The following is a 26479-nucleotide window of genomic DNA, read 5'->3' on the forward strand; positions in this document are numbered from 1 at the left end:
TGGGGACTCTAGTAGTATGAGAGATTATTTCATCTGCGGGAGTACCACTAATGTCTGAAGTTCAATCGATCGTCAATCCTCCCCCACAGGTAAATTTTACGCCCTATTCAGCGATCGGCACCAATCTTACCGATGTCCGCAAGCGTCGCCAAGAACACGATTCAACACCTCTCAATCTGCAACTATGTTGGTATCTGACTCCCGAACTAGCCGCAGCAGTAGATCCTGAAGTTTTAGCTGCACTGAGTATCGATGCACAGCCGATCCATGGCAGATTATTAACCATTGATGTAGATACTTTAGCTACAGATCGGGAACGATTACCCACTACAATTAAGTCCCAAATCCCCGATTGGCAACTCCCCAGCGATCTCTGGGGCTATGGCTTTTTTGCTTGTCCATTACCCCCTGTCACCTCCTTCAATGCTGCCCAATCTGCTAGAGGAGATCGAATGGTACTCAATGGCGATGGGATGCTGTATCGGCTAGGATTTGAGGCGGGACGCGCGATCCTCAAGACGCGGATGATGAAAACGCCTTGTTATTATGCCGATCTCGCCGCACAACTGTTACCAAAATTCGATAAGATCGGCTATCGTTTTCTCGATGGTGGGATGGTGCGTCATAGCCTCCTCCTAGGCACTCGTAACCAAATGAATACGGCTTTCTTGGCTACCAAGGAACATCTGCTGGCTACCTTCGACGCGGCGCGTCCCCATATCCTCGATCCCGACTCGATGGAACTGCTCGAACCGATCGGTGAAGCTATTAAGTGGCAAGGGTTAGCCCCCAAACAACCTGCTTGGCTGACACAAGTTTTTCAGCCTTATTCCAATCCCGCTCACCCCGTTTGCGACCATTTACAGTCTGATTCGTCCGCCGGAGAGTTTATCACTGCCAACTATTCAGCCGGATTGAGCTTGCTCAGTGCGATCGATCGACTCAGACGCTGGTACAAGGGTAGACTCGGTAGAGATGGCGTGATTCTCAAACATCCTTGGGGCGCATTTACTAGTTTAGTTAGGTATCGATTTGACAGCAAATCTTTTGAGAAGTGGCGGCTAGTATTACCCAGTGGCGAACCCGTAATTATCCAACAAGCCATTCACCAGATGGCTCTGACTGAAGATTATATTATCGTCGGCGATATTGCGTTCAAGATCGAACTATCCCAAATTTTCGCGCCATTTCTATTCGGTAGAATTCGGAAGTATTCAGTCCAGATTGGCTACTGGCTATCGCTGGTATTTCTGCAATTAGTTCAACCCATTCCCTATGCTAGCTTGTATCTAGTCAAGAGAAAGGATCTCGATCGACCCATTCCGCCAGGAACACAACCGACATTAACCGCCGTTAAAATTATTTTGCCGCGTGAAGTCTCCCACTTTGTCACCGATTATCGCAATCCTGACGGTAAAATTACCCTGATGTCTGCCCACAATGGTGGCTGGGATGTAACGGAATGGATCGGTGAATACGATGAATCCGTCAATCTCGACTGTGAAAAAACTCCAGCGATTACCAAAGGGATTGAGCTGCTAACAGGAGTAAATAATCTATCACCAGTTCCACCGCCAAAATGTCTGCGGCGAGACTTGCGCGGGTTTCAACCCTCACCAGTCGATCTCAATAGCGTAGCGCGATACACTATCGATGCGAATACAGGTGCTGTCCTGGAAGCTCATTTTCTCAGCGATAGTGGGGACAATCCCTGCAAACGCAATACTTGGTCGATATCTGTCAATACACACCGTAATCTCAATCGCGATAGCGAGTTGGAGACTGGCGAAAAAATTACCAGTTTGTACTGGATGGGCTGGGGATTTACTTGGGAGACGATTCCCAAACGGATTTATCGAGCATACCGAGATCGCGACAACCGTGTCATCTCGATCGAAGGTTTACCCAAATCCGATCTGCCAGTGACGCTGCTCAGGCTGGATTCAGAGCGAATGGAAATCGCTGACAGCTTTGAATTTCCGCTCGGTTATTTAGCACGCTCCCCCCAATTTTTTCCGAGTAAAGATCCTTGTCCTCCAGGTAAAGATCCCGCCACTCATGGTTATATCGTCTCTGTCATCATGTCAGATGCCGAACCCGAAAACCCGCAGACTGTCGCCAAAGATGAAATCTGGATCTTCCATGCCGATGATTTTAAAGGGAAACCAATTTACCGTTTGAGTCATCCCGCTATCAATCTGGGACTAACAATTCACTCCACCTGGATTCCCACAATTGAATTCGGGAAATATCCCGCAGCCGAACGCCAAACCATCCGAAAAGCTACACTCGATCGAGATTTTAATCCCATAGTTCAAGCCAAAATTTTTCCCCACACCAAAGATCTCTTCCGCGAGATCGTCTATCCTCACTACATCAATCAAACTAGTGAAGCCGAATTACTAGATCTATGGGAGCGGTAATTCGATCGAATAATTTTATTTTGCAGCCTGAGCAACCAACCAACCACCGATCGCCAGTCCGATAAAATTGGGCAACCATCCAGCGAGAAAAGGAGAAATAATCTCAGCTTGTCCCAAAGCTCCAAAAATAAACATCATTAGATAATAACCAAAAATCATCAGCACACTAACACCAAAACTAGTCGCCTTTCCCGATCGTTGGGGACGAATGCCCATTGCAGAACCAATTAAACCAAACACGATACAAACGAATGGAAATGCTAGTTTACGTTGAATCGTCACAGCAACAGAAAGAATTTTCTTCCGATCGCCAGTCATTTGAATTTGGTCTAAATAATCCATCGATTCACCCACACTCATCTCGTCGGGATTCTTATTATCCAGTGCGGCTAATTCAAACGGTGATTGGGGTAATTGTAACATTTGGTGCTTGAAGGTCACAATATTGCGATAGGAAGCATCAGGCGCAATTAAATAAATAGTCCCGTTAGAAAAATCCCAAGTATTTTTATCGCTATCCCAGATCGCCGATTGAGCATTTAGAATTTGGCTCAAACCCTTATCTGCTTGAGATCTGTCCAAAATTGTCAGTCCAGTCATCGTTTTACCATCAAATTTCTCTGCATAAAACAGCCGAACTAATACCTGTTCCTTCTTGCCATCTCGCTCCACTATTTTGTACTCAGGCTGGACGATATTATCTTTTTTAAATGTCGGTTTGTCCTGTTTCAAGGCTCTGGTAAGTGTTGTTGTTGCTCGTTGACTAGATGTCGGGACGAGCAATTCATTAAAAAAGAACGTAATTCCCGTGACGATCGTACTTAAAATTAATGCAGGTAAAATCAACCGATAGATACTGACACCACAACTCCGAAAAGCGATAATTTCACTATCTGATGAGAATTTACCATAAGTCATCATCCCTGTGAGCAGCAGAGACATCGGAAAAGAATAGACCACAAATTGAGGCATTTTGAGTGCCATTACTTCGATCGCGACTGTAATTGGCAATCCAGCTTCCGCTACCTGTCGCACGAGATCGAATAAACTACCGATCGCGAGTACGATCGATGAAAATGCCCCAACCCCAAATAAAAATGGCATCAGCAATTGGGTGAAGATATATCGATCCATCACCGAAATGCCGAAAATTCCTGCGAAATTTGTTTTAGACACTATTCCTTAAACCTGAAAATTACTTCCCAAATAATATTGACGCACTAATGGATTGGCGTACATTTCTTCACTGCTACCTGAAGCGAATACCTCACCTTCCCGCATGATGTATGCTCGATCGGTAACTGCTAGAGTTTCCCGCACATTGTGATCTGTAATCAGAATACCCATATTTCGATCGCGTAATTTGGCAATAATTTTCTGAATTTCCGCCACCGCAATCGGATCTACTCCCGCAAATGGTTCGTCTAAGAACAAAAATTTTGGCCCATTAATTCCCGCCGCTAGCGAACGAGCGATTTCGGTGCGGCGTCTCTCCCCTCCCGATACCTGATTACCCAATGTATGTACTACTTTCTCTAGATTAAATTCTGTAATCAAATCCGTTAACCTTTGATTCCATAACTTACGCGGGACGTTGGTTTGTTCCATCACCAGCAGGAGATTATCGACTACGGTGAGACTCCGAAAGATGCTCGGCTCCTGCGCTAGATAACCAATCCCCAATCGCGCCCGCTGGTGAATCGATAAACTGGTAATATCTTCATCATCCAGCCAGACTTTGCCATGATTTGGTTTTTCTAGTCCGGTGGCGATATAAAATGTTGTCGTCTTACCCGCACCATTAGGGCCTAGTAAACCAACGATTTCACCTTGTGAGACAGACAGACTAACGCGATTGACAATATTTCGCTTTCCGTAGGATTTATGAATATTTTCGAGGATAATCTTCACGGGAGTTATATTGACGATCGGGTAAACTCTTACTACTCTCTTCCTAGTGTCAAATTAGACATCTAGGGTAGGGGGTGGATGGTGAATGGTGAATGGTGGATAGTGGATGGAATTATGATGTCTATTGATTGAGGTGGGAAGGGAGTAATTACTGATTACTAGTTTTGTCAGGAATCACATAAATAGACTGTACGGGTATCCCTGGTTTTTGCTTGGCAATAAATCGCCCTTCTTCAATCAGATAAGTAATTGTATCTCCTTGGAGACTACTCCCATTGTTAACGACCAGCACATTTCCCGATAACACAATTTGTTTTCCCTTAATATTATATTGAGCGGTATTTGCTCGCGCTTGCAGTTTTTTGTCGGGGTAGCTGAGACGAACATTGCCTGTGGCGGTAACTATTTCTGTTTTCGAGTTGGCTTCTTGGATGTTGGATAGGATCGTCAGTCCTCTACCGCCCTGTTCGGGATCGATATAGTTGCTCCGAACCTGTTGTTTGATTTTAGGATTGGCGATAAATTTGCCTTCATCGACTAGGTACAGCACACTTTCTCCTTCTAGAGTACTCCCCTCCTGCGCGATTAAGACATTGCCTGTCAAGAGAATCCGTTTTTGCTTGATAAAATATTGGGCGAGATTGGCTTGAGCTTGAATTTTGCGACTGGGGTAGTTGAGTCGGACATTCCCCCGCGCTGTGACTACTTGTGTTTTGGAGTTGGCTTCTTGAGTATCTGATTGGATTGCTAATCCCTGGGGATTTGGCTGTGCTTGGACTGTGAGTGTCTGAATCGATACCGCGATCGTACCGCCAAAAGCGATCGATAGGATTAACAACCATCGCGACCACTCGGTTCGATATTGGCGTAAGCCTGTTGCGTGCAATGTCTCAATCGGGTCGAAAGTGGAGGTTAAGCGGTGCATGTATTAGATCTTATCTGGATTTGGTAATCCCGATCGATCGGGACGGCGAAAACTTAGGTCAACTGCATTTTTCATAACAGCCCATAGCTTATGGACGCGCTCGATTTGGGATAAGTTTCGCACTAAGCCCGACCAGATCTCTAAACATTGGGATCGAAGCAGACAATCTCAGCTAAAATTAAGTTTATAGATCGGCAGTTCTTAACCTTATACCGATCGAACCATTTAATTGTTAAAATTAATGAAGAATTTGCAACGTACTGGGAAAACAGAACCGTTATGGGTCGATTAGGGGTTTTACTACTGAATTTGGGCGGACCGGAGCAATTATCGGATGTGCGTCCGTTCTTGTTTAACCTGTTTTCCGACCCTGAAATTATTCGGATTCCGATTGCTGCACTTCAAAAACCGCTAGCCTGGATCATCTCTACTTCACGGGCGAAAAAATCACAAGCAAACTACCAAAAAATCGGTGGTGGCTCCCCACTGAGACGAATTACGGAAGAGCAAGCGCGGGCATTAGAAACGCAACTACGCGCACAAGGTGAAGATGCTAAAGTATACATTGGGATGCGCTATTGGCACCCATTTACAGAAGAAGCACTCGCTCAAATTGAGCAAGATGGGATCGAGCAATTGGTGATCCTACCGTTGTATCCACAGTTTTCGATTAGTACTAGTGGTTCTAGCTTTCGGCTGATCGAAAAAATCTGGAGTGAAAATCCTCACCTCAAGCCACCTCAATACACGGTGATTGCAGATTGGTATAAAGAGCCTGGTTATCTCCAAGCGATGACAGAACTAATCGCCACCCAAATCGATAAATGCCCCAATCCCGATCGAGCACACGTCTTTTTTAGTGCTCATGGTGTGCCTGTGAGCTATGTCGAAGAAGCTGGCGATCCCTATCAAGCCGAGATTGAGGAATGCACCGAGCTAATTATGAAGACGCTGGGACGAAAAAATGATCGCTCTCTAGCTTATCAAAGTAAAGTAGGCCCGATCGAATGGCTCCAACCATATACTGAAGATGCGATCGTCGAACTCGCCGCCAAAGGCGTCACCGAATTAGTCGTCGTGCCGATTAGCTTTGTCTCCGAACATATCGAAACCCTCGAAGAAATCGATATCGAATATCGCGAAATTGCCGAAGAAGCTGGCATCCACACCTTCAATCGCGTGCCCGCTTTGGACACCAACCCCATCTTTATCCAAACTCTAGTAGATCTCGTCCTCAGAGCTGCCGCAGCCCCCAGTCTGGACATCGATCGAGTCACCCAGATGAAGAAGAGAATCAAGATGTATCCCCAAGAGCGGTGGGAATTGGGTCTGACGACTGCTGCGGAGGTCTGGAATGGTCGTTTGGCGATGCTGGGTTTCATCGGGATCGTTGTCGAACTAATTAGCGGTCGTGGAATACTACATTTGTTTGGGTTTCTTTAGCCGCGTAAATTGGGACGATCGATCGCCCCACAGATCGAACTAATCGATCGCATATATTCTTATCACAACCCATAAGTAACCAGAAAGGGCACCTCACGCGATTGGTAGGGATGCCCTTTCTATTTTTTTAGTGTTGTCTTGTTGCGCTCCCTTGGAGGTTTCCTCCAAGGGAGCGCACCGCTGTTTTCGTCTATGGCTTCCCCTAAAGCCTAAAGCCTAAAGCCTAAAGCCTAATACCTTGCTTTCGCAGGAGGTCTTATGAATTGAGATCTTTCGGTACTACTGTAACCAGGCGATTTTTACCATCTCGTAAGATCCGCACTTGGAGCTGTTCGGCGACGTGACTATTTTCCATCACATCCTGCAATTGACTCGCATCGCGAATTACCTCACCATTGACTTCGAGAATCGCGTCACCACGGCGCATTCCGGCGATCGATGCGGCTGTATTTGGCAACACGCGCACTACCAATACCCCATTAACTTCAGGGATTTGGAACATGGCATTGGGGTCGTTATTATTCTCCGTGGCGATTGCTGGTGTCAGTGTCACCATTTGGACGCCGAGATAGGGGTGAGAGACTTTTTCGCCCCGTGCTAATTGAGTAGAAATTGTTTTGGCTTTATTGATCGGGATCGCAAACCCAATTCCTACCGCATCAGCACGAATCGCGGTATTGATGCCGATCGCTTGTCCCTGAGCATTGAGCAGTGGCCCCCCTGAATTACCAGGATTGATCGCTGCATCAGTTTGAATGAAATCAAGGCGTTTATCGGTCATGCCGACGGTTGCACTAGCACGTTTGAGCGTACTGACAATCCCTAGTGTCACAGTATTATCCAGCCCAAACGGATTGCCAACCGCGATCGCCCAGTCACCAACTTTGACACGATCCGAGTCGCCTAATTGGGCGACAGGCAGATTTTTCGCGCCGCTGACTTTGACAACTGCCAAATCGGTAACAGGATCGACACCGCTAACTTTACCCTCAAAAATCCGCCCATCCTTGAGCGTTACCGTGACCTTATCAGCTCGATCGACGACGTGAGCATTAGTTAAAATAATCCCATCTCGATCGATAATAAAGCCCGAACCCTGACCGCGCAATAATTGCTGTTGAGGTAATCCGGTCATTGCTTCATCGCCAAAAAACGGGTCGATCCGCCGTGTAATCGTCCGCTCGGTATCAATTCGGACAACTGCTGCGCCGACGAGATCGACAGCTTTACTCACAAAGCTAATCCCACTATTGTCGGTAGTTGAGACTGCGCCGATCGGCACCGCTGCTAGGATTGGTGATGAAAAAAAGGTAGCAATTACTATAGCGATCGCCGCGATCGAATAACCTAGTCTTGACAGTTTCATATTTCAGTCAGCGATTGTAATAACTCTTATTCCTTATTGTGGCAATTATTCATTGCAAAAAGGGGATGAAACATTGTTTCACCCCCTTTTTTAGTAACTTTACAACTAAATTAACCGCGACCGCTAGGTGCGTTATTTCTCGTTGGCGGTACCTCAGGCGGAATTGGTGCCGTCAGGATGGGACTTGGCTTACAGGGACAACCGATTCCCCCACCAGCAATGACCAAAAACTGATTGAAGTCGTTACCTCTACCAGAAACGCCATCATTCCAGCCAATTTTCACACCTTGAGTGCCCAGAGCGGTAGCCTCGTTATCAAATTTGGCTAACTGTGCGCCACCATTTTTGTCTGGGACAGAGTACACAGTGGTTGTGCCTTTACCTTTAACAGTTGACTCTAGGTAGAGTGTGTAGGGAGTCCCCGACTTGAAGGTGTACTCGGCAAAAGGCTTCCTGACTGCTTTGCCAGCAGTACCAACGCGGTTTTTTCCTGGTCGATCTTGAGCGCGAGCCTCACTAATTAAGGGGACCTTCTCACCAGTTGCGAGATTGAGGACTCCAAATGTAGATTGCGCGGCATTATTAGAGCCAAGAAATTGAAACTCAATAATGGTATCCCCATCGAATTGAACGGTTTGATTATTGAATTGTTCCGCAGCACTGGCGGACTGGACTAGGCTACCAAGGACTGTTGTAGCGATCGCGCCACAGCCAATTAGTAGCTTCCGAACTGTAGATATTTGGGTCATGGTTGTAGCCTAACTTTTTGTAGTCGATTGTCGATCGTGGCAATTGCCACAGGTCATGATGTTGAAGTCGCAAAACGGTTACCAATCCCCATTTTGCGTGAATTTTTACTCGCGCTGGCAAATTAGATCCGGTTTACCACAGTGTGTTGTCAACTTGACGACCTGCATTACTGCTCTGGACGGATTCGATAAACTGTTGCGCTTCGGCTCTAGCAGCAGCGAGTTCTGCTGCTGTCGATGCTTCTGCTGCTCTTGCTGCTACCAATTCTGGACGCTCGGTAGGAGTAGTAGTGACATCTGCATTGGGACAACCACAGCTTGCGATATCGGCAACTGCTTGGCGACCAAAACGGCGGAGCGGGATAGTACGGGAGACTATGGGCGGTGGTGTCTGTGCTTGACGAAGATTGTTAGCCGCTGTATTGTATTTGCTCTGCGCCAGACTAATTCTGGAGGAAAGCAAACGAGCCTGACCAGTAATTGAGGAGTTGTAGCCGCCAACTGAACCGCCAGGTGAGAACGAGCCACTTGGAGAAGTCGTCACATTTGCGCCACCAGCGTTACTCTGATTAGTAGTTTGAGCGATGAGGAAAGCACCTTGAGGCTGCATATTTTGGTTGGTAAGTTGCCCTGCTGCGCTAGCAGACTCAACGAACCCAGCCAATGATGCTGTAACAACTGCGCTACAGCCAACGATCGCTCTGTGATATTTAGATATATTTTGCATTGATATCCAACCTAGTTTGATGGTTAATGATTGATACTCGAAACGATTGTGAACGATCGACATTTACCATCGATTGACAAATGTCGATCGATTTTAGAAGTTAAAAGCTAAACTAGCACCCAAGACAAATCTGGCTCCGTCTCCAGCTCCAGTAATGTCACGAAAAGCCGGAGTGATCACTAATGGGAAATTATCGAATGGTGCGACCGATACGCCTGCGGCTAGATCCTGTCCTGTCCATTCAACGATCGCACTCACTGGTCTAGCCACCCGCACACCAACGGAACCAAAGACATTTAATCCGCCGCGATCGATGCTAGCATTGCGATCGAATGGTAAAAATACGCCACTACCAACGCCAGCCGTCAGTGCCACCCGACTGAATACATCGTTGATATCTTCACGCGTGCGGACAATCTTGGTACCGACTAAATAGTAAGAGTTGTTGGGGTAGTCAGAAGGCCCATTACCATTTCTACCGCCACCAAACTGAATTTTCGCAAATTGGTTCCAACCAATGGCAACCGCAGCGTCCTCGCCGATTCGCTTGTGCAGTTTCGCGCTAAATGCACCACTCCCAAATCCAGCACTAGAACCAAAGCTGTTGAGACTATACGATACTTCAGCACCGACTGAGTTGACAGCATCGCCCAATCCAATCCCGATTCCCGCTTCACCGTCAGAGGTTTGGCTAAATCTAGTACGACTTTGATAATCTATTGAAAAGAATACAAGGTTATTATCCGCACCAAACCCAACGGGGTTGAAAATCGAAAAGCTAGGTGAGATTTTTGGTCGATAAGTGCTAAGCTTGTCTCCTGCTGGAGTCTGATTATTCTGGATATTGTTGAGCTGATTCTGAATATCCTGATTATCCGAATTTGCTGGAGCAGCCGGAGTTGTAGCTGGAGGGGCACTTGGCGGAGCGATTGGGGTGGGGGGTGGTGGTGGCACTTGGGCTAGGATATCTCTGGCAACCAATGGGGTCGCTGAGAACACTTGGGAATCGGCACTCGATAATCTGCCCAAACTAGCTGCCTTACCACCAGTTGTAGTAGTTGGACTGGGTTTGATGTCAGGGCTGGCTTGACTTGCTGATGCTCCAAAGAGCGGCATCAAACAGCAGCCAACGTACCACATTAATTTTTTCATGATTGAAATTTCCCGAATATTTAATGAGCTGTTGTGTAAATTTTGTGTGCCTAGCTGTGACTAGCCATCCTATTGGAGTGACAAGCGGTAACGATTGCTGCGGCTTCATTCAGACTAGTGGCGATCTGAAGCCGTAGTGGATCTCATCTAGGAGAAGTGTCCTCGTCCGCTAGGGGATGTGCTCATGTAGGATCGCGGTCGGAGTGTGTTTGGCAGAAATGTCAGCTATGTTGCTGAGTTAAATTCAACCACAATTGCAATTTTTGTATTCTTCTGAATACTAACATGGCTCTGCTGATGACAGTCAGCCATATTACTCAAGCCATACTACTGTGAGTATAGTTTTGATATTTGTCGATCGGTGAGAGCGATCGTTAATCGACCAATCTTCAAGTGAAATGGCATAAATTACTCGATCGAGATTTAGCAATCTGTACTTAGCTCAGTTGAGACGATCTCCAGTCTAGAAGCTAATATTTAAAAATCATCCAGACGATAGATTTTATCGATCTTGCAATCCGAACAATCAAAATATCCACTGAGGGAACAGGCGATCGACCACTTCAGCAAAAAATACTTGTACTAGATGTATTCATTTTACCAAGCTAACTTTACCCCCGATCGAATATCTATGGATATCTATAATTGTACCCACGAAATCATCAGAAACATCTAAAGGTAAGCGATCGGCAAATAGTTATCCGCAGCACACTACATATGTCTAAATAAAGATGAACTTCATATTTTTATTGTTCCCATTCGATCGCCACAATTAACATCAGGGCAAGAAAATATCTATGTTTTATATACACAAAAAATAAAAACAGCCGATCTTGGCGATCGGTCGTCAGGAGCTAATATGAGATAATTAAAGCAAAGAGCCGATTTTTATCCAGAAAGGCTACGCCACCGAAACATTTACTACATAATGCCCACAGCGATCGTAACCTCGAATCTTAATGCCTTCCCACTCACTGCGGTGGTAGGACAAGAAGCAATTAAATTAGCACTACTACTAGCGGCTGTCGATCCAAATTTGGGGGGAGTCGCGATCGCAGGCGGGCGAGGTACTGCCAAATCCGTGATGGCGCGGGCGATTCACTCACTATTGCCACCGATCGAAATTACCATCGGTGGGGTGAGCAATTGCGATCCGAATACTCCAAGTGAGTGGGACGACAAGTTATTAGAGTTGCAGAACTCAGATCCCACTTTGGCGTTGCAGACAAAAATAGTTGCGGCCCCATTTATCCAGATTCCCTTGGGCGTAACCGAAGATCGCCTACTGGGTTCGGTCGATTTGGATAAATCAGTCCAGGCAGGAGCCTCAGTATTTCAGCCAGGACTACTGGCTCAAGCGCATCGAGGGGTATTGTACATCGACGAAATCAATCTCCTCGACGACCAAATTTCCAATCTCCTCCTCGGCGTGCTCACCGATGGTCGAAATCAGATCGAACGGGAAGGGATTAGCTTTCAACATCCCTGCAAACCGTTGTTGATTGCCACCTACAATCCCGACGAAGGTGCCTTGAGAGAACATTTGCTCGATCGCATCGCCATCTCTTTATCGGCTGATGGAGTGATGGAAATCGACCAACGGGTGCAAGCTGTCGGACAAGCGATCTCGTACTCCCTATCGCCGCAAGCTTTTCTCGAACAGTACGCCGAAGAAACCGACAATATCAAGACTCAAATCTTGCTAGCGCGGGAATGGTTAAAAGATGTCCAGATCGCTCAAGAGCAAATTACTTATCTCGTCACAGAAGCTCTGCGTGGCGGAGTAATGGGACATCGCGCCGAATTATTTGCTGTGCGGGTAGCCAAAGCCGCAGCCGCACTAGAAGGACGCACCAATGTCAATGCTGAGGATCTGCGCCGTGCGGTAGAACTAGTCATCGTCCCCCGCGCAACAGTAATTCAAACCCCGCCGGACGAAAATACACCCCCACCACCCCCACCACCACCTCAATCTCAAAACCAATCCGAGCAGGAGCAGGACGAACAGAACGAACAAGAGCAAGAGAATCGGGAACCGGAGCAAGAGCAGGAACCGGAGGAGAATGAAGATGACGATGCTGAAAATGAAGACCAATCGGAGGCACCACCGAGTGTCCCTGAAGAATTTGTCTTCGATATCGAAGGCGTAATCCTCGACGATACAGTACTGTATTTCGCCCAAACCGCCCAACAGAAACAGGGCAAATCCGGCAGCCGCAGTATGGTATTTTCGGAAGATCGGGGCAGGTATGTCAAACCGATAATCCCCAAGGGTAAAGTCCGCCGCGTGGCTGTAGACGCGACATTGAGAGCAGCAGCACCCTATCAAAAATCGCGCCGATTGCGCCAACCCGATCGATTAGTGATCGTCGAGCCAGGTGACATTCGCGGCAAGAAACTAGCCCGTCGATCGGGTGCTTTGGTAATATTTGTCGTAGATGCTTCGGGTTCGATGGCTCTCAATCGGATGCAGTCGGCGAAGGGTGCCGTGATGCGACTCTTGACAGAAGCTTATCAAAATCGCGACCAAGTGGCGTTAATTCCCTTTCGGGGCGAACAAGCTGAAGTACTATTACCACCGACTCGATCGATCGCGATGGCAAAACGCCGACTCGAACGCCTCGCCTGTGGTGGTGGTTCCCCACTGGCACATGGTTTGACTCAAGCGGTGCGGGTAGGTGTTAACGCTCAAAGTTCGGGAGATGTCGGACAAGTGGTGATTGTGGCGATTACCGATGGACGCGGAAATGTACCCTTAGCGCGTTCCTTAGGCGATCCGATCGATCCTGAAGACAAGCCAGACATCAAGAAAGAGCTACTAGATATCGCCTCACGGATTAGATCGATCGGAATTAAATTATTAGTAATCGATACCGAGAATAAATTTATCTCGACGGGATTTGCCAAAGAACTAGCCAAACAAGCTAATGGTAAATATCATCATCTCCCCAAAGCGACCGAACAAGCGATCGCCGCTACAGCCATGAGTGCCATCAGCGATATGCGGTGATAGTTGATAGTTGATAGTTGATAATTGATAATTGATAGTTGATATACCAGTCCTATTTGATCTGTAGGGTGTGTTATCTCGCAGGGTAATGCACCAGAGCCAATGTAAATCTCATAAAGCCTGAATCCCCACTCCAGATCCCACTTACTACCCGCTCAATGGACATTGCTACAACCAAATCATTTATTTATCAACCCCCAGTATCCGCCCACAACGCCCAACACATTCTCGTCAAACCAAACCTCGGCTATCCCGTCTCAGCACCCGTCACCGTCAGCATGGGCGTACTGGCTAAAGTACTACAAGCACTCCGTCAAGCTAGTCCCAACGCCAAAATCTCGATCGTCGAAGGCGTTTGTTCTCCCGTCAGCCTCCACGATATTGCCAGCAAAAATGGACTGTACGCCCTGTTAGATGAAGGAATGGAACTTCTCGACGCTGACACCCTCCCACTGGTCGAATACCCCAATCTATCCCCCACTCCCGTTCGATTTAAAACCATGTGGGCACCCGAACTACTCCAACAAGTAGACTGTCGGATTACCATCGGCGCATTCAAGCGGACGATCCTCAAAGACAAACCCCTAATTTCCGCATCCCTCAAAAATCTCTACGGACTCTTCCCGCGATCGAAATACCACGCCCGTAGCCTTAACTCACGCGGACAACTCCACCAGCCATCAGTCCCCAAAGTCCTCCAAGATGTCTACTTCTCGATCGGACATCTCTTCGACGGCGCAGTAGTAGACGCAGACTTGCGCTTCATCAGCCCCGACTGGAAACCCGATCGAGGTAAAACGATCGAGTTTGGTAAAATATTCTCCGGTATCGACCCAATTGCAGTCGATCGATCCGCCTGCATCGCCACCGGAGAAGCCATACCTGACTACTTGGCTGCGATCCATAAGCTTAGATCGATCCTCTAAGTCCCCAATATCTCCACCCTCTACCCTCTACCCTCTACCCCCTATTGTGAAACTCCTCTTCGTCTGTCTCGGAAACATCTGTCGCTCCCCCGCCGCTGAAAACATCATGAATCATCTCGCGGCTAAATCTGGCATCAGCAGTCAGATCGAGTGTGACTCCGCTGGAACTGCCAACTATCATAGTGGAAATCCACCCGATCGCCGAATGCAAGCCGCCGCCACCAACCGGAATATTCCAATGAGCGGAAGTGCCAGACAATTCACCAAATCCGACTTCACCGCCTTCGATCTGATCCTCGCGATGGATCGAGAAAACTACGCTAATATTCTTGCTCTCGACCCACAAGGACAATATCGAGACAAAGTTAAACTGATGTGCGACTTTGCCACTCAACACCCAGATCGGGAAGTTCCAGATCCCTACTATGGCGGCATAGAAGGTTTTGACTACGTTATCGACCTACTCACAGATGCCTGTGGCGGACTGCTTGCCCAACTAAAATCCACAGATTTAAAAGACACCTAGAAATTTGTTTGGTGTTTTCAGTCAGGTATGCTAATATTAGTAACTGTGGAACAAATGGGTCGATGGCCGAGTGGTTAATGGCGGCAGACTGTAAATCTGCTGGGAGACCTACGCTGGTTCAAATCCAGCTCGGCCCACTTTCACAAACGCCCGCATAGCTCAGTGGTAGAGCACTTCATTGGTAATGAAGAGGTCATGAGTTCAAGCCTCATTGCGGGCTTCGGGTTGAAACATATTGCTGGCAAGGCTTTTAGGAAACAAATCATGTCCTAATAGCCGATTTTTGCTGTTTACCAATAGGTAATATTGGCAATTTGTAGGCTGTTATGGCTGGTTTGGTTGGTCTATCACCCACCATTTCACCCACTGTTTAAAATGCACATCGAGAAGCGCGGAAACAGCCTACTGATTAGGTTCTCCCATGATGCCAAGCAATATAGCTTCAGTTTGCCCAAGCACAACAATCCTGTTGGTTTATCTAATGCCAAGCTGAAGATAGCTCAGATCGAGAAGGACATCGCTTACGGGAACTTTGATACCACTCTACTGAAGTACAAAACCCGCAAACTGGGAAAGAACCCAACGGACATCACTGCTGTAGAACTTTTCGAGAAGTATATCGGGTACCGACGGAAAGAGGATTCACTCTCCCATAGCTCGCTCTGTAGATTGGAAGCGATTGCCTCAAAGCTTACTCAGTTACTTGGCGACAAACCAGCCGATAAAATAACTGAATCCGCCGCTAGAGCTGCGATCGATCTATGGTCGGAATCTGCATCTAGTCAATCTATCAAAATTTATTTATTCTCACTTCAAGCTTGCTGGGAGTGGTCTAAGGGCAAATATCACACCGCCGATCCCAACCCTTGGGCGGAATGTCTCGATCGAGCGCGTTCTAAGGGCAATAGTGGGCAGTCTAGGCAACAAGTAAAACCTTTTACCATTACCGAGCTACAGTCAATTATCGCGGGGTTTAAATCTCACCCCCATTATTCTCATTACACTGAATTCGTTATATTTCTCGCTTCGACTGCTTGCCGCCCTGGTGAAGTCGCGGGGCTGAAGTGGAAACATTTAGACATTGACTCTACCACTGCATGGATTGGGGAATCGATTAGCCGTGGTCATCAGAATAAGAGGGGTACTAAAACTGGGAAATCCCGCAATGTCCAGTTATCCCCAAGCGTTCGATCGATGTTGATAGCTAGATTCGAGCGATTAAATCCACAACCTGAAGATCTAGTATTCCCCAGTCCCAAGGGTCTACCAATTAACGATCATCGATTTAGAGCCAGGGCTTGGAAAACTATTCTAGAAAGTTGCCAGATTGAATATCGGAGTCCTTACAAGATTCGACATTCTGCCATCTCCCACGCCCTCAGTAACGGGGCTAACTTCATCGCATTGGCAGAACAGACGGGACACGATAAACGAGTGCTGTTGAGTACCTATGCTCATGCTATCGATCGGGAATGTTTATTTGTAGATATCGGCTAATTTTGATGCTTGCGAACGTTGGCTTCATCTCGACACGGATTTTTTCGGCACTATAGTCTAGAAAAAACGGGTGCTTCTGAAACTACCAGCTATTAACGGTTTCGGCGAGACACGTAATTCGGTGGGGCTATAGCCATCACGAAATCTGGTGCAAGATTAAATACAACTAGATCGCACCAATTTAGGCTGATATTCCAGTATCCTTAAACCCCAAAATTATGACTGATTTCACCCCCCGTTTAACATCTCTCAATAGCTGGGATGTTCTTGTTTTTGACTTCTCACAGCTTGGCGCGGGTCGATCCAGCGGAAGTGTCTGTTCGGGGATATTTAATTAGCTGATAAAAGTACTAAAAAATTTTAATGCTATTAAAGGGATAAATACAATTAATGCTATTAAAGGGATAAATACAATTAAAGAGGTTACGCGTCGTTTACTAATTCAGTAATGTCGGTGACAGTAAATGACCGTATTAGTAAGTATTTGATAAATTGCAATCAGATAAGAAATACTCATCAAATTTTCCATAAATAAAAAGTTAGCGACGCTAATAATTTGAAAACAAGAAAGTTAGCGACGCTAATAAAAATAATATGCCGTAAATTTAAAATTAGCATAAGTATTAGTCATACCCTCTCTTTGAAGGTAAATCTATTGTTTAAAGACGATTTTCTTTCGATGAATTCATCCTGAAACCCTTGCCAGTAGAAGGTTATTGGCAAACTGTACGCTAGTACTGATATGTCAATTGCGAAAGTTTTCTTTAGGTATCAAAAACGTGGCGAAAACTTTGGTGATTGTCTTCTCAGCAAAGCCGTGCTAGATTTTATACATGCCTTTGCCAAGCATATTTGTTTCAACCCAACAAACCAAGCACATTCCTTTATTGCTCGATCATGAAGACTTTATCTCCCAAGAAAACTCGCATCTTTAAGTATATTTCTGAAGCTGCAATTAGAAAGGATTACATCGATCTATCCCCTTGGCAATCGATTGAATTAAGAGCTAAATTGCCCAAGAATATTTACTGGATTCAGCCGTCAGAGCGCGGAAAGATACATTGGGTATGGGAATTGCTTCACGACTATCTACTTAATGGTGATTGCCCTAGTCATCAAGCGTTAGTCGAGGAATACATGGCAACCCTTCCATCAGTCGCATAATCAAAAACCCGCTCAAACACTAGGTTTAAACGAGTTCTTGGTTCGTACGATTCTCTGTAACTGGCTTTTCTTCGCGGGAACCCCAGTTAACTGAGCTAACCTAACATGACTCAATCGTTGTACACCAATTAAATCTCAGAAAGGGCGTTATCCCTAGTTTGACATTTTTTGGCGCGAATGTTGAGTCAGTGTTGGTCGAACATTTCCTTTAACTATCCCTAGCGTTTGAACGGTTGTGAACCTCGAATACAACCCCAAACAAAATGGAAATTTTAACTAACACTATAGTTAACTATAGTACTTCAAAGCATTGCCCCGTCTCAAAATTAACACTCAACATCAGAGAATCACTTCTAATCGTACTCGCCCACTACAAGACAAAAGCCATAGTCAGTCACGGGTTACTATCACTTCGATACAACGGTATTTTTGAATGGCATGACACAGACTCGATCGAGACGTTCACCGATTTAAAACCACGATGCAAACAACTAATTGGCAGTGGTTTTGACGTGTGCCTTGCTTATCCTGGAAGCGATCGAGTCTGGTTTGAATACGATCTGTCTCCCTGCCAATATTTTTCGGATCGAGTGATTATCCCCGTCGAGCCGTCTAACCTTGTTTTGGGACTATGAAATGATGACTAAGAATTTAACTGAAAAGCAAAAAGCAGCCCAACTAAAGGCAGAAGTAAAAGCCCAGAAATCTGTCGACAAGTGGCTTGCGGACGAGGTTAAAGGGTTTCAGAAGAATTACGCCAAATTCTTCACCGCCGATAACCCCGATCCTTAACGTCTGATTCCTGATACAAAAAACCCAGCCTAGATGTTCTCTCTGACTGGGTTCACTCAAAATTCAATTATTACCAACTTAACATGACTGTAGATATTTCGACAAACTACGACTATTCGATCCTCTCTAATTTCTTCCCCGATAATGCGATCGAGCAGTTCCGAGAGAGTGCTATTAACCCCCTAATTGCTCTGTTGAATGCCGAGTTTGTTGAAGGTGGTGACAAAGCAATTGCTGAACTACTCCATGCGATACCAAATAGTGACAAGTTCACCAATAACAATGTGCTTCGATCAAACTTGCAAAAGAACTACGATCATGTTATTAAAGATGGCGGTATATCCTTCAGAGGTAAGTCAATTGATGGGGGTGGGGTTACTAAATGTCTGAGTTTCAAACCAGTAACACCAAGACTGACTAAAGAAGGAAAACCTATTAAGTATGAGAATCCCCCTAAAAGCGTTTCTCAAGTGCTTTTACCTCAAATTGATATCGATACATGGAAAGTTATTTCTAGTCGTTGTGAAGTCAAAATACCTAGCGATGTGGATATCAATCGCATATGGAAATCAGAGGAAATCGGGGGTGAAGAGTGGCGCGATTATCACGAACTCGATCTAAATAAGAAATACGTTAAATGGGTGAAAAATACCCCCGAGGTTTCGACTGTAATCACTGAAGGGGGAAAGACAACCTATAGCGGTACTAGCGTGGGCTATGTGGTAGCTGGACTAGGTGGGGTATGGAATGGTTGTGAAAAAATAGATAAGGATAAAGATATTAAGGACGAAAGCAATTATAAGTTAATCCCCGATTTAAAAATACTTGCCATTCTGGGGCGTAAGTTTATAATCGCATTTGACAAAGATACTAAACCTAAAACGGTTGCACTCGTGAAGATGGCAGCTACAAGACTCGCTAATTTACTGACTGCTGAAGGTTGTGAAGTTACTTTTGCTAATTGGGATAGTGAAGATGGTAAAGGTATTGACGATCTAATCTTCAACAAGGGTGCTGATGCTTTTATTAGTGCTATCGAAAATGCTGGATCTGAGATTATTTCTGCCAAACCTAAAACGAGCAGTAAAGACAATGACAATAGCCCATCAAGTGATAAGCCAGAGAAACCTATTTCACCACTAGAATTAGCTAAAGTTGCCACTTACTTTCATACCGCCGATAAAGTTGCTTATGCTGACATCTCGATCGAAGGTAATCGCCATACTTACGCGGTCAAGTCGAAAGCTTTTAAATTGTGGCTAATGGGAGAACATTATAAAGCTAATAAAATAGGTATTAATTCACAGTCATATCAAGACACTCTCCCCACACTTGAAGCAATCGCAATTTTTGACGGTGAAACTCGCGAGGTACATCTACGCACAGCCGAACATCAAGGGAAAATCTATCTAGACTTGGGTACGCCCGATTGGAAAGCGATCGAGGTCGATGCTAGTGGCTGGCGATTAATCATAGAACCCCCTGTGCGGTTTTGGCGACCAGATTCGCTACTACCCCTACCCATTCCGGTCACTGGTGGGAATCTAGATGAATTGAAGGATTTGCTTAATGTGGACGGCTCATCATGGACGCTAATTATCACATTCTTACTGTTCTGTTTCTGTCCCGATAAAACATATCCTGTGCTAGTTTTATCAGCACACCGAGGAAGCGGAAAAACCGCCGCCGCCGAAATCCTCAAAGGTTTAATCGATCCTGGTAAAGCGGGTCTAATCAAACTGCAAGGCGATACTCTCAAGTTAGCTGTAGCGGCTACTTGTCGCCATCTAATGGTATATGACAATGTTGGGCACATCACACCCGATCAATCAGATGACTTATGTAGAGTAGCGACGGGGTTCGGTTACTCTACTCGCACACTTCACACTACTGGAGACGAAACCACATTCGAGTTCACCCGCCCCCAAATCATCACCGCGATCGATGCCCTGGTAACTCGCGATGATTTAGCCGATCGGGTGTTGATAGCTCAATTACCAGAAATCCCAGAAGATAAACGTCTCCCCCAAGGGAAATTAAACGAGAAGGTTGAATCTGCCAGACCAAGAATTCTAGGTGCATTGCTGACAGTATTGAGCCAAACTCTATCCCAACTACCACATACTAACCCAGAGAAGTTACCTCGAATGGCTGATTATGCCCTGTTTGCAATCGCTTCAGAACGGGCACTAGGACTTAATGACGGTGAGTTTATGGCAATCTTCAATGAGAGCCGTGAACAGTCAAGACAAGTGGTAATTGAGTCATCCCCCGTTGGTGAAGCAATTATTCGGCTGATGGAGAACTATCCAATACCAAAGTCATGGAGAGGTACAGCTTCAGAGCTTTTAAACGAACTGGAGAACCACACTGATGATGCAACCTATCGATCGCGTTACTTTCCTAAGGCGGCTCACAGCCTTACCCGTCAACTCAATCGATTATCCCCAGATTTGAGAGCAATGGGAATTGATGTTGGTTCTTTCCGAAAAGGAGGGGTAGAGCGAACAAGACTTATCTGTATCCAGAAGGTGGTGAAAATAGCGTCCTTAGCGTCCTTACCGTCCTCTGTGTCTGACGAATCCAGTCAGGGCAAAGGATACAGGGGGAACGCTACTGAGGACGCTACTTTAAATGAGGACGCTACTTTCATTGAGGACGTGACCGTCCTTAATACCGTCCCTAGTACCGTCCTTTCTGAAACAAGCAAGGCGCAAGGGTTACAAGAAATAAAGGACGGTAAGGACGCTAAGGACGCTATTTTCACAGCACTGCCAGCAATGGAACCAAATAAAATAATCCGCGAGGTACCAGAAGATGAATTCTAAAATATTAATCGGTTCCACTGTTTACGGATCGACGGGGATAGGGTGCAAAGTCCTATCGAGCGATGGCGACACCCTGACGATCGAAACCAGCAAAGGGGAAGGGAAAATCTCAATGTCTAGGGTCGTAAAGGTAGAACCACTATCTTTACTCGATCGCTTGCTGATAATCGCTACATTGGGCAAGCATGAGGCGATACAGCAACTAACCGCCATTACCTTAGACTTCAGTGTCAACTCTATTTATGAAGCTTCCCTCGACTTAGATACCTACCCTGGAACCTTCATCAGACGACTGCTATCAGATATCAAACCAGTGGAATGCGCGGAGATTGGATCTGATGGTAGCGAGGGTAAGTATGGCATGATAACTTTTCCCGAATTGCCGCTGATATCATGAGATTTTTGCTCGATCGTGTAAGCTATCCGGTAATAATGCACCCTTATCCGATATCATAACATCATTATCCGGTAAATTATCCGGTACAGACTCAAGCTTATCCGATAAAGCTGGGTAGATAGCTTCGATCGATATGGATGCGGGATTCTCACTTGTTTGGCACTCTGGGAATAGTCCTAATTCTTTCAATCGTCTGTCTACAATGCCTTCCACCCTTTTTTCCGATAATTTATCCGATATGCTAACATCTTTATCCGATAAGTCGTCCAAGAGCGTATCCGGTAGACTATCCGGTACATTCTCACCTCTATCCGGTAATATCCCAGCAAGGGTGTCTAGTGCGAACTGTACCAGCTTGATGACAGTTGGGGATACTTCCACCTTTTGACTAATATGGTGGGTTCTAGCTCCATCCTTAATCGCTATCTGTTGAAGCTTTTCATACATCTCATTGGGGAACCTGATATCTAACCTTGTCACTGACTCGCCCGATCTACCCATATCCGATAACACTCACTTTTATCCGGTAACTATTCCATTCTATCCGGTAAAGGGTGAACGTCAATCTATCCGATAGTCTATCCGGTAAAAAGGTGTGGTATCCGATAATTTTGGATTGTATCCGGTAATGACTATCGTTCGGAAAACGGGGCTTAAACGATCAATCCTCTCAGACCTCTAGCCGAAAAGTCTCACTGTCATCTAAAATAGTGATATAACAGTGATATTAGGGCAACCATAGAGGTCAATGAACTTTCCTGAGTTTAAGCGTGTAATTTACAGGCACAATCCCCTTGTGGAGGTTGTGTGCCAATTGCGTTATTCGCCAATACTTAAAATCGCGCATCAAGAACCAGTCGAGTTTCAGGATGAAATTAGATCTGAATACCCGCTTTTTGAAAGAGTAAAACCCCTGCCATTAGAAATTTTGAACATTGCTCAACAGGTTGGAGTATCTCTAAATAGTGATTTAGCTTTCAGTTTTAAGTCGGAAGATCAGAAGTGGCATCTGTCTATCACCAAGGATTTTATCTCTTTAGGCACATCTTCATATGAACGATACGAACAATTTAAACAACGTTTTGAGTATGCTATACAGATATTCGAGCGTATATACAAGCCATCCTTTTATACGAGAATAGGACTTCGGTATCGGGATTTAATCATTCGTTCAAAATTGGGGATTAATGATAAGGGCTGGTCAGAATTGATATCTCAACACATTGCCTCAGAATTACAAGATCCGGAACTTTCCAATTCAATTCAATCATTGACAAAACAACTCGTTTTAAGAATTGATAATGGACAAGTCAGTTTTCAGCACGGAATTGTTAACATAGGCGACCCGCAAGGGAATACTAGCGAGGAAGCATACTTGATTGATGCCGATTTTTATACAGAACAGAAGATAGAAGGAGAAAAAGATGTTTGGAACATACTCGATCAGTTCAACCAGTCTTCAGGAAGATTGTTTAGATGGAGCATCACAGATGTCCTTCATGAGGCAATGCAGCCCCAATCAGTTAACTAGGAAGCTTAACCAGACATCATCAGGTATGGACTCTAATAATGCGGTTGTTGATAGGGAAACAGGGGCATCTATCACAATTCATTATCCTTCTTTTGAAGGAATACCTGAAAGATTCATACCTGTTGCAAAAGACAGAGAGAGCTTGTATTCAAATAAATTGGTACAGTTACTAAAATGTTTATCTATTATTGCATCACTGCCAGAAGATGCTTTAGAAGAAACTATTGAGGACTTAGAAGGAATTCGTAATTTTTATGACAATAGAATTCCTTCAGATAGACTGCCCGTGATAGCTGCAAGTAATATCAAAGGAAAACTAGGAGCTGTAGAAGTTAGAACACCTGTTGCTTTAGAACCTTAGATTTTATGAAAGAAAGGGTTATCTATCGGCGATCGTTTGAATCGGGAGAGAATCATGTTGCTCTGAGACAGGGCGAGATACTGACAGGCGTTATTCAGTATAAACCTGTTGTTGAGGAGTTATTACAACAGACTCAAGAGCTATCCTTTAAACCTATTCTTCATCCATACGCGATCGTAACTACGCAAGATTGCGACTTAGATTGGGACTATACAGCTAGAAATTCGCAAGAAGTTGAGTCATTGAAACTTTTAAATTCAATAATTTTATGTGAAATCACCACAGCACAAGAAATTAAAGACACAAGAGATATAAACGGTAAGCAAGTTATGGACAGTAAGACGTGGAATCTTGTTAAATCTCATCGTCATGAGAGATACTATTTTTTCGAGAAAGTTTCTTCTGAATGTGAAGTAGAGAAAGAAGGTTTGCCCGAACTAACTGCTGATTTTAAGAAGGTTTTTGGCATGGATGCCGCAACATTATACCGTCAAATCGAGATTGGGATGGTCAAGCGCAGAACAACTTTAATTAGTCCTTACTCGGAGCATTTTTCTAGGCGATATCATAGCTTTCACGATAGAGTAGCATTGCCTTTTCAGTATGAAAGCGAAAAAGGATGCTAAAACTAGCATAACAATTATTACATACAGGCAAACTGCTTACAGTCAGGTAAGACTTTTCCATTTATCTTTTCGATCAAGAGATCGATATATATTGGGGCGAGATGTGAACAGGCGTGAATTGGGACGGGGGAAAGTTACTCATGTCAGAGTCTCACCTATCCTTTACTAGTTCGGAAAACACATCTTTAACGAATGACGGTAACGATCGAACCTTAAAGCCTAAGACTGTCACTATCTAGTTCATTAACTCAGTTCACTAATCAAAGTTCGGTTATAATGAGTGCATATGTTTTATGAACTATGCTTAGATGTTAATCGGCTACGCGCGTGTTTCAACAGAAGATCAGAACCTCGATCTTCAAATAGATGCCTTACTCAAAATTGGCTGTGAGAAAATTTTTGACGATCGGATGAGTGGAGCCAAAGCCGAACGTCCAGGACTCACTAAAGCCTTAGAGATGTGTAGGAAGGGTGATACCCTCGTAGTGTGGAGACTGGATCGACTCGGGAGATCGCTAAAGGACTTAATATCATTGGCTGAAACTCTAAAAGAACGGGGAATCGGACTTAAAAGCATCCAGGAGTCGATCGACACTACCACATCAGGAGGACAGTTAATTTTTCATATGTTTGGTGCACTGGCTGAATTTGAGCGCAACCTCATTCGAGAGCGGGTTAACGCGGGGTTAGTTGCCGCTAGAGCAAGGGGTAGAACAGGCGGTAGACCGAAAGCTTTGGATAGTAAGAAACGTGACCTTGCTATCAGCCTCTATGAGGGTAAGCAGCATTCCATCAAGGATATTTGTGACATTATGGGAATTGGGAAAACAACACTTTATAAGTACATAGGAGATGTAAGCAAGCAAACATAGAAAGAAAATTTAGACATTTAGCTAGATACCTTTCACCTAATATTTACAAATAGCTGAAAGCGTTATAATTGAAAGGTAAACAGATATTAGAATACTCGATTAAAATGGCAATTTCACAAATAGAAGTGGACGATCTAGCTAACATTCAATCTCAGCTAACACAGCTCAGTAGTTTAATTTAAGGGCTACTATCACTTACTAACAGCGTTCCCAACGGTAGGGTAGGTATTCAGAATAGCCTCAAAAATATTCAATTTAATCTGAATACGATTAGTCAAGATTTTAGCCGTCAATTGACAAGTCAAAGAATTAGATAGATTTAGATTATCTCAAAATTCAATACTAAACATTAAGCACGACTACTTTATTGGTAGCCGTATTTTTATTATTTATTTTATCTTCCTACTTGTATTGGGAATCGTGACTAATTCATCCTTTCGCAATCTACTCCCTTTCCGGCATAAGACTATAGAGATTTAGCCGTTCAAAAGCTTATACTGCAAGGATTTGTCACCGATAATCTTATTCCAGGAAGGGAGTAGCTAGGGCACCCACTAAACCAACCAAACACGCCATAACAGCCGTAAAAGGCTAGAATGATGGTCTGCCCAATGTTTCGCCCACTAGTCTCTTCTGGGAGGTTCTAAAACCCTTGTAAAATATGATACTCAGCTGTTCATGATTCTTCATTGGTAATGAAGAGGTCATGAGTTCAAGCCTCATTGCGGGCTTTTAGATTATGTTCAAATTTGAGTGAAGGCTGACTGGCTAGATTCACTCGCGCTCTCCAAAATTTAAATGTTCGGACAATCGCGACTTGAGTATTTCGATTAGTTCCGAATCCATGTACTGATAATCATCACTGATATTGAGCACGACGATCGATTTTCCCTCGATCTCTTCGCTATACTTGCGGTGAATTATCGCTAGATGACGTTTCTCCATTACAAATATTCGATCCGCCCAACTAATCAAACCAGCAGTAATTTTAATTCTCGCACTATCTGACGTACCTGCCGATCGAGCTGCATAGAGATCGTTATCTTTAAATAAAGCTGCTGCGGTACATTCGTGACAAGTTAAGAAAATTAGAGATTTGTCAAGAGGGTGAGAAAAGATGTCAAACTGTTTCTAGTCAACAGTTTGAGGAAATAGATACCTGATGACCAGCCGCAGCAGAAGTAACCGTGACCACGCCAAAAAGCACAACCAACCAAGTGTGGAAGAGGAAGTCATTGCCGCTCAATTAGAGG

The 26479-nt window shown here is 44.9% G+C and carries 24 protein-coding genes and 2 tRNA genes; 17 read left to right on the plus strand and 9 right to left on the minus strand.

From position 1 onward, the window contains the following. Positions 1–50: 50 nt before the first annotated feature. Positions 51–2423: a carotenoid oxygenase family protein gene (locus ACEW9J_RS04220; RefSeq protein ID WP_373543892.1), complete on the plus strand. Its 2373-nt coding sequence runs from the start codon at positions 51–53 to the stop codon at positions 2421–2423. A 15-nt stretch (positions 2424–2438) separates the two neighbouring features. Here ACEW9J_RS04220 and ACEW9J_RS04225 read toward each other — a convergent pair whose 3' ends face one another. The 3 genes from ACEW9J_RS04225 to ACEW9J_RS04235 all read right to left on the minus strand — a co-directional run bounded on the left by ACEW9J_RS04225 (position 2439) and on the right by ACEW9J_RS04235 (position 5259). Then, positions 2439–3599 carry an LptF/LptG family permease gene (locus ACEW9J_RS04225; RefSeq protein ID WP_373543893.1) on the minus strand — a complete coding sequence of 387 codons (1161 nt, stop codon included), beginning with the start codon at positions 3597–3599 and terminating at the stop codon, positions 2439–2441. 6 nt (positions 3600–3605) lie between these two features. Continuing rightward, positions 3606–4334 carry an LPS export ABC transporter ATP-binding protein gene (lptB, locus tag ACEW9J_RS04230; protein WP_373543894.1) on the minus strand — a complete coding sequence of 243 codons (729 nt, stop codon included), beginning with the start codon at positions 4332–4334 and terminating at the stop codon, positions 3606–3608. Positions 4335–4482: 148 nt separating this feature from the next. Next, complete coding sequence (locus ACEW9J_RS04235; RefSeq protein WP_373543895.1) at positions 4483–5259, minus strand: LptA/OstA family protein; 777 nt, start codon at positions 5257–5259, stop codon at positions 4483–4485. Positions 5260–5538: 279 nt separating this feature from the next. Between ACEW9J_RS04235 and hemH the strand changes: the two genes are divergently transcribed. Beyond that, positions 5539–6702 carry a ferrochelatase gene (hemH, locus tag ACEW9J_RS04240; RefSeq protein ID WP_373543896.1) on the plus strand — a complete coding sequence of 388 codons (1164 nt, stop codon included), beginning with the start codon at positions 5539–5541 and terminating at the stop codon, positions 6700–6702. 256 nt (positions 6703–6958) lie between these two features. Here hemH and ACEW9J_RS04245 read toward each other — a convergent pair whose 3' ends face one another. From ACEW9J_RS04245 to ACEW9J_RS04260, 4 genes are all read right to left on the minus strand, one after another. Then, positions 6959–8068: an HhoA/HhoB/HtrA family serine endopeptidase gene (locus tag ACEW9J_RS04245; protein ID WP_373543897.1), complete on the minus strand. Its 1110-nt coding sequence runs from the start codon at positions 8066–8068 to the stop codon at positions 6959–6961. 110 nt (positions 8069–8178) lie between these two features. Next, positions 8179–8817, minus strand: coding sequence for a hypothetical protein (locus ACEW9J_RS04250; RefSeq protein WP_373543898.1), 639 nt, complete (start codon positions 8815–8817; stop codon positions 8179–8181). A gap of 133 nt (positions 8818–8950) precedes the next feature. Continuing rightward, positions 8951–9544, minus strand: coding sequence for a hypothetical protein (locus tag ACEW9J_RS04255; RefSeq protein WP_373543899.1), 594 nt, complete (start codon positions 9542–9544; stop codon positions 8951–8953). Between the two features lie 93 nt (positions 9545–9637). Further along, complete coding sequence (locus tag ACEW9J_RS04260) at positions 9638–10696, minus strand: hypothetical protein (protein ID WP_373543900.1); 1059 nt, start codon at positions 10694–10696, stop codon at positions 9638–9640. A 928-nt stretch (positions 10697–11624) separates the two neighbouring features. Between ACEW9J_RS04260 and bchD the strand changes: the two genes are divergently transcribed. The 11 genes from bchD to ACEW9J_RS04315 all read left to right on the plus strand — a co-directional run bounded on the left by bchD (position 11625) and on the right by ACEW9J_RS04315 (position 21836). Next, on the plus strand, positions 11625–13706 hold the full coding sequence (gene bchD, locus ACEW9J_RS04265; RefSeq protein ID WP_373543901.1) for a magnesium chelatase ATPase subunit D: 2082 nt from the start codon (positions 11625–11627) through the stop codon (positions 13704–13706). 158 nt (positions 13707–13864) lie between these two features. Beyond that, positions 13865–14632, plus strand: a complete 768-nt coding sequence (locus tag ACEW9J_RS04270; protein ID WP_373543902.1) for a DUF362 domain-containing protein — start codon at positions 13865–13867, stop codon at positions 14630–14632. 43 nt (positions 14633–14675) lie between these two features. Next, the gene (locus ACEW9J_RS04275; RefSeq protein WP_373543916.1) at positions 14676–15158 is read left to right on the plus strand and encodes a low molecular weight protein-tyrosine-phosphatase; all 483 of its coding nucleotides are present in this window, start codon (positions 14676–14678) and stop codon (positions 15156–15158) included. Between the two features lie 56 nt (positions 15159–15214). Then, positions 15215–15295 (plus strand) — tRNA-Tyr (locus tag ACEW9J_RS04280). 11 nt (positions 15296–15306) lie between these two features. After that, positions 15307–15378, plus strand: a tRNA-Thr gene (locus tag ACEW9J_RS04285). Positions 15379–15533: 155 nt separating this feature from the next. Further along, on the plus strand, positions 15534–16655 hold the full coding sequence (locus ACEW9J_RS04290; RefSeq protein ID WP_373543903.1) for a tyrosine-type recombinase/integrase: 1122 nt from the start codon (positions 15534–15536) through the stop codon (positions 16653–16655). Positions 16656–17552: 897 nt separating this feature from the next. After that, positions 17553–17819, plus strand: coding sequence for a hypothetical protein (locus ACEW9J_RS04295; RefSeq protein WP_373543904.1), 267 nt, complete (start codon positions 17553–17555; stop codon positions 17817–17819). Between the two features lie 263 nt (positions 17820–18082). Next, the gene (locus ACEW9J_RS04300; protein WP_373543905.1) at positions 18083–18454 is read left to right on the plus strand and encodes a hypothetical protein; all 372 of its coding nucleotides are present in this window, start codon (positions 18083–18085) and stop codon (positions 18452–18454) included. A 1-nt stretch (position 18455) separates the two neighbouring features. Next, positions 18456–18611, plus strand: coding sequence for a hypothetical protein (locus ACEW9J_RS04305; RefSeq protein ID WP_373543906.1), 156 nt, complete (start codon positions 18456–18458; stop codon positions 18609–18611). Between the two features lie 83 nt (positions 18612–18694). Further along, positions 18695–21439, plus strand: a complete 2745-nt coding sequence (locus ACEW9J_RS04310) for a DUF3854 domain-containing protein (protein WP_373543907.1) — start codon at positions 18695–18697, stop codon at positions 21437–21439. Next, entirely contained in the window at positions 21429–21836 is a 408-nt protein-coding gene (locus ACEW9J_RS04315) for a hypothetical protein (RefSeq protein ID WP_373543908.1), read from the plus strand. Before ACEW9J_RS04310 ends, ACEW9J_RS04315 begins: the two co-directional genes overlap by 11 nt. Here the strand turns inward: ACEW9J_RS04315 and ACEW9J_RS04320 are convergent. Next, on the minus strand, positions 21831–22283 hold the full coding sequence (locus ACEW9J_RS04320) for a hypothetical protein (RefSeq protein WP_373543909.1): 453 nt from the start codon (positions 22281–22283) through the stop codon (positions 21831–21833). The genes ACEW9J_RS04315 and ACEW9J_RS04320 overlap by 6 nt on opposite strands. Before the next feature lie 301 nt (positions 22284–22584). On the opposite strand from ACEW9J_RS04320, the gene ACEW9J_RS04325 reads away from it, so the two are divergent. The 4 genes from ACEW9J_RS04325 (at position 22585) to ACEW9J_RS04340 (ending at position 25226) form a co-directional block, all read left to right on the plus strand. Beyond that, entirely contained in the window at positions 22585–23367 is a 783-nt protein-coding gene (locus ACEW9J_RS04325) for a TIGR04255 family protein (protein WP_373543910.1), read from the plus strand. A gap of 25 nt (positions 23368–23392) precedes the next feature. After that, on the plus strand, positions 23393–23728 hold the full coding sequence (locus ACEW9J_RS04330) for a hypothetical protein (protein ID WP_373543911.1): 336 nt from the start codon (positions 23393–23395) through the stop codon (positions 23726–23728). A gap of 5 nt (positions 23729–23733) precedes the next feature. Next, positions 23734–24354 carry a hypothetical protein gene (locus tag ACEW9J_RS04335; RefSeq protein WP_373543912.1) on the plus strand — a complete coding sequence of 207 codons (621 nt, stop codon included), beginning with the start codon at positions 23734–23736 and terminating at the stop codon, positions 24352–24354. 308 nt (positions 24355–24662) lie between these two features. After that, positions 24663–25226: a recombinase family protein gene (locus tag ACEW9J_RS04340; protein ID WP_373543913.1), complete on the plus strand. Its 564-nt coding sequence runs from the start codon at positions 24663–24665 to the stop codon at positions 25224–25226. Between the two features lie 774 nt (positions 25227–26000). Here ACEW9J_RS04340 and ACEW9J_RS04345 read toward each other — a convergent pair. Continuing rightward, entirely contained in the window at positions 26001–26171 is a 171-nt protein-coding gene (locus ACEW9J_RS04345; RefSeq protein ID WP_373543914.1) for a phosphotyrosine protein phosphatase, read from the minus strand. Between the last annotated feature and the right edge of the window lie 308 nt (positions 26172–26479).

This window comes from Chamaesiphon sp., assembly GCF_041737865.1.
Classification (GTDB): domain Bacteria; phylum Cyanobacteriota; class Cyanobacteriia; order Cyanobacteriales; family Chamaesiphonaceae; genus Chamaesiphon.

Coding starts and splice junctions, on each gene's coding strand:
- ACEW9J_RS04235 (WP_373543895.1), bottom strand. CDS start 5,259: ATGCACCGCTTAACCTCCACTTTCGACCCGATTGAGACATTGCACGCA.
- ACEW9J_RS04250 (WP_373543898.1), bottom strand. CDS start 8,817: ATGACCCAAATATCTACAGTTCGGAAGCTACTAATTGGCTGTGGCGCG.
- ACEW9J_RS04305 (WP_373543906.1), top strand. CDS start 18,456: ATGATGACTAAGAATTTAACTGAAAAGCAAAAAGCAGCCCAACTAAAG.
- ACEW9J_RS04320 (WP_373543909.1), bottom strand. CDS start 22,283: ATGTATGAAAAGCTTCAACAGATAGCGATTAAGGATGGAGCTAGAACC.
- ACEW9J_RS04220 (WP_373543892.1), top strand. CDS start 51: ATGTCTGAAGTTCAATCGATCGTCAATCCTCCCCCACAGGTAAATTTT.
- ACEW9J_RS04245 (WP_373543897.1), bottom strand. CDS start 8,068: ATGAAACTGTCAAGACTAGGTTATTCGATCGCGGCGATCGCTATAGTA.
- hemH (WP_373543896.1), top strand. CDS start 5,539: ATGGGTCGATTAGGGGTTTTACTACTGAATTTGGGCGGACCGGAGCAA.
- ACEW9J_RS04340 (WP_373543913.1), top strand. CDS start 24,663: ATGTTAATCGGCTACGCGCGTGTTTCAACAGAAGATCAGAACCTCGAT.
- ACEW9J_RS04300 (WP_373543905.1), top strand. CDS start 18,083: ATGGAAATTTTAACTAACACTATAGTTAACTATAGTACTTCAAAGCAT.
- ACEW9J_RS04310 (WP_373543907.1), top strand. CDS start 18,695: ATGACTGTAGATATTTCGACAAACTACGACTATTCGATCCTCTCTAAT.
- ACEW9J_RS04260 (WP_373543900.1), bottom strand. CDS start 10,696: ATGAAAAAATTAATGTGGTACGTTGGCTGCTGTTTGATGCCGCTCTTT.
- ACEW9J_RS04255 (WP_373543899.1), bottom strand. CDS start 9,544: ATGCAAAATATATCTAAATATCACAGAGCGATCGTTGGCTGTAGCGCA.
- ACEW9J_RS04335 (WP_373543912.1), top strand. CDS start 23,734: ATGAAAGAAAGGGTTATCTATCGGCGATCGTTTGAATCGGGAGAGAAT.
- ACEW9J_RS04290 (WP_373543903.1), top strand. CDS start 15,534: ATGCACATCGAGAAGCGCGGAAACAGCCTACTGATTAGGTTCTCCCAT.
- ACEW9J_RS04345 (WP_373543914.1), bottom strand. CDS start 26,171: ATGGAGAAACGTCATCTAGCGATAATTCACCGCAAGTATAGCGAAGAG.
- ACEW9J_RS04330 (WP_373543911.1), top strand. CDS start 23,393: ATGGACTCTAATAATGCGGTTGTTGATAGGGAAACAGGGGCATCTATC.
- ACEW9J_RS04325 (WP_373543910.1), top strand. CDS start 22,585: ATGAACTTTCCTGAGTTTAAGCGTGTAATTTACAGGCACAATCCCCTT.
- ACEW9J_RS04270 (WP_373543902.1), top strand. CDS start 13,865: ATGGACATTGCTACAACCAAATCATTTATTTATCAACCCCCAGTATCC.
- ACEW9J_RS04295 (WP_373543904.1), top strand. CDS start 17,553: ATGAAGACTTTATCTCCCAAGAAAACTCGCATCTTTAAGTATATTTCT.
- bchD (WP_373543901.1), top strand. CDS start 11,625: ATGCCCACAGCGATCGTAACCTCGAATCTTAATGCCTTCCCACTCACT.
- ACEW9J_RS04315 (WP_373543908.1), top strand. CDS start 21,429: ATGAATTCTAAAATATTAATCGGTTCCACTGTTTACGGATCGACGGGG.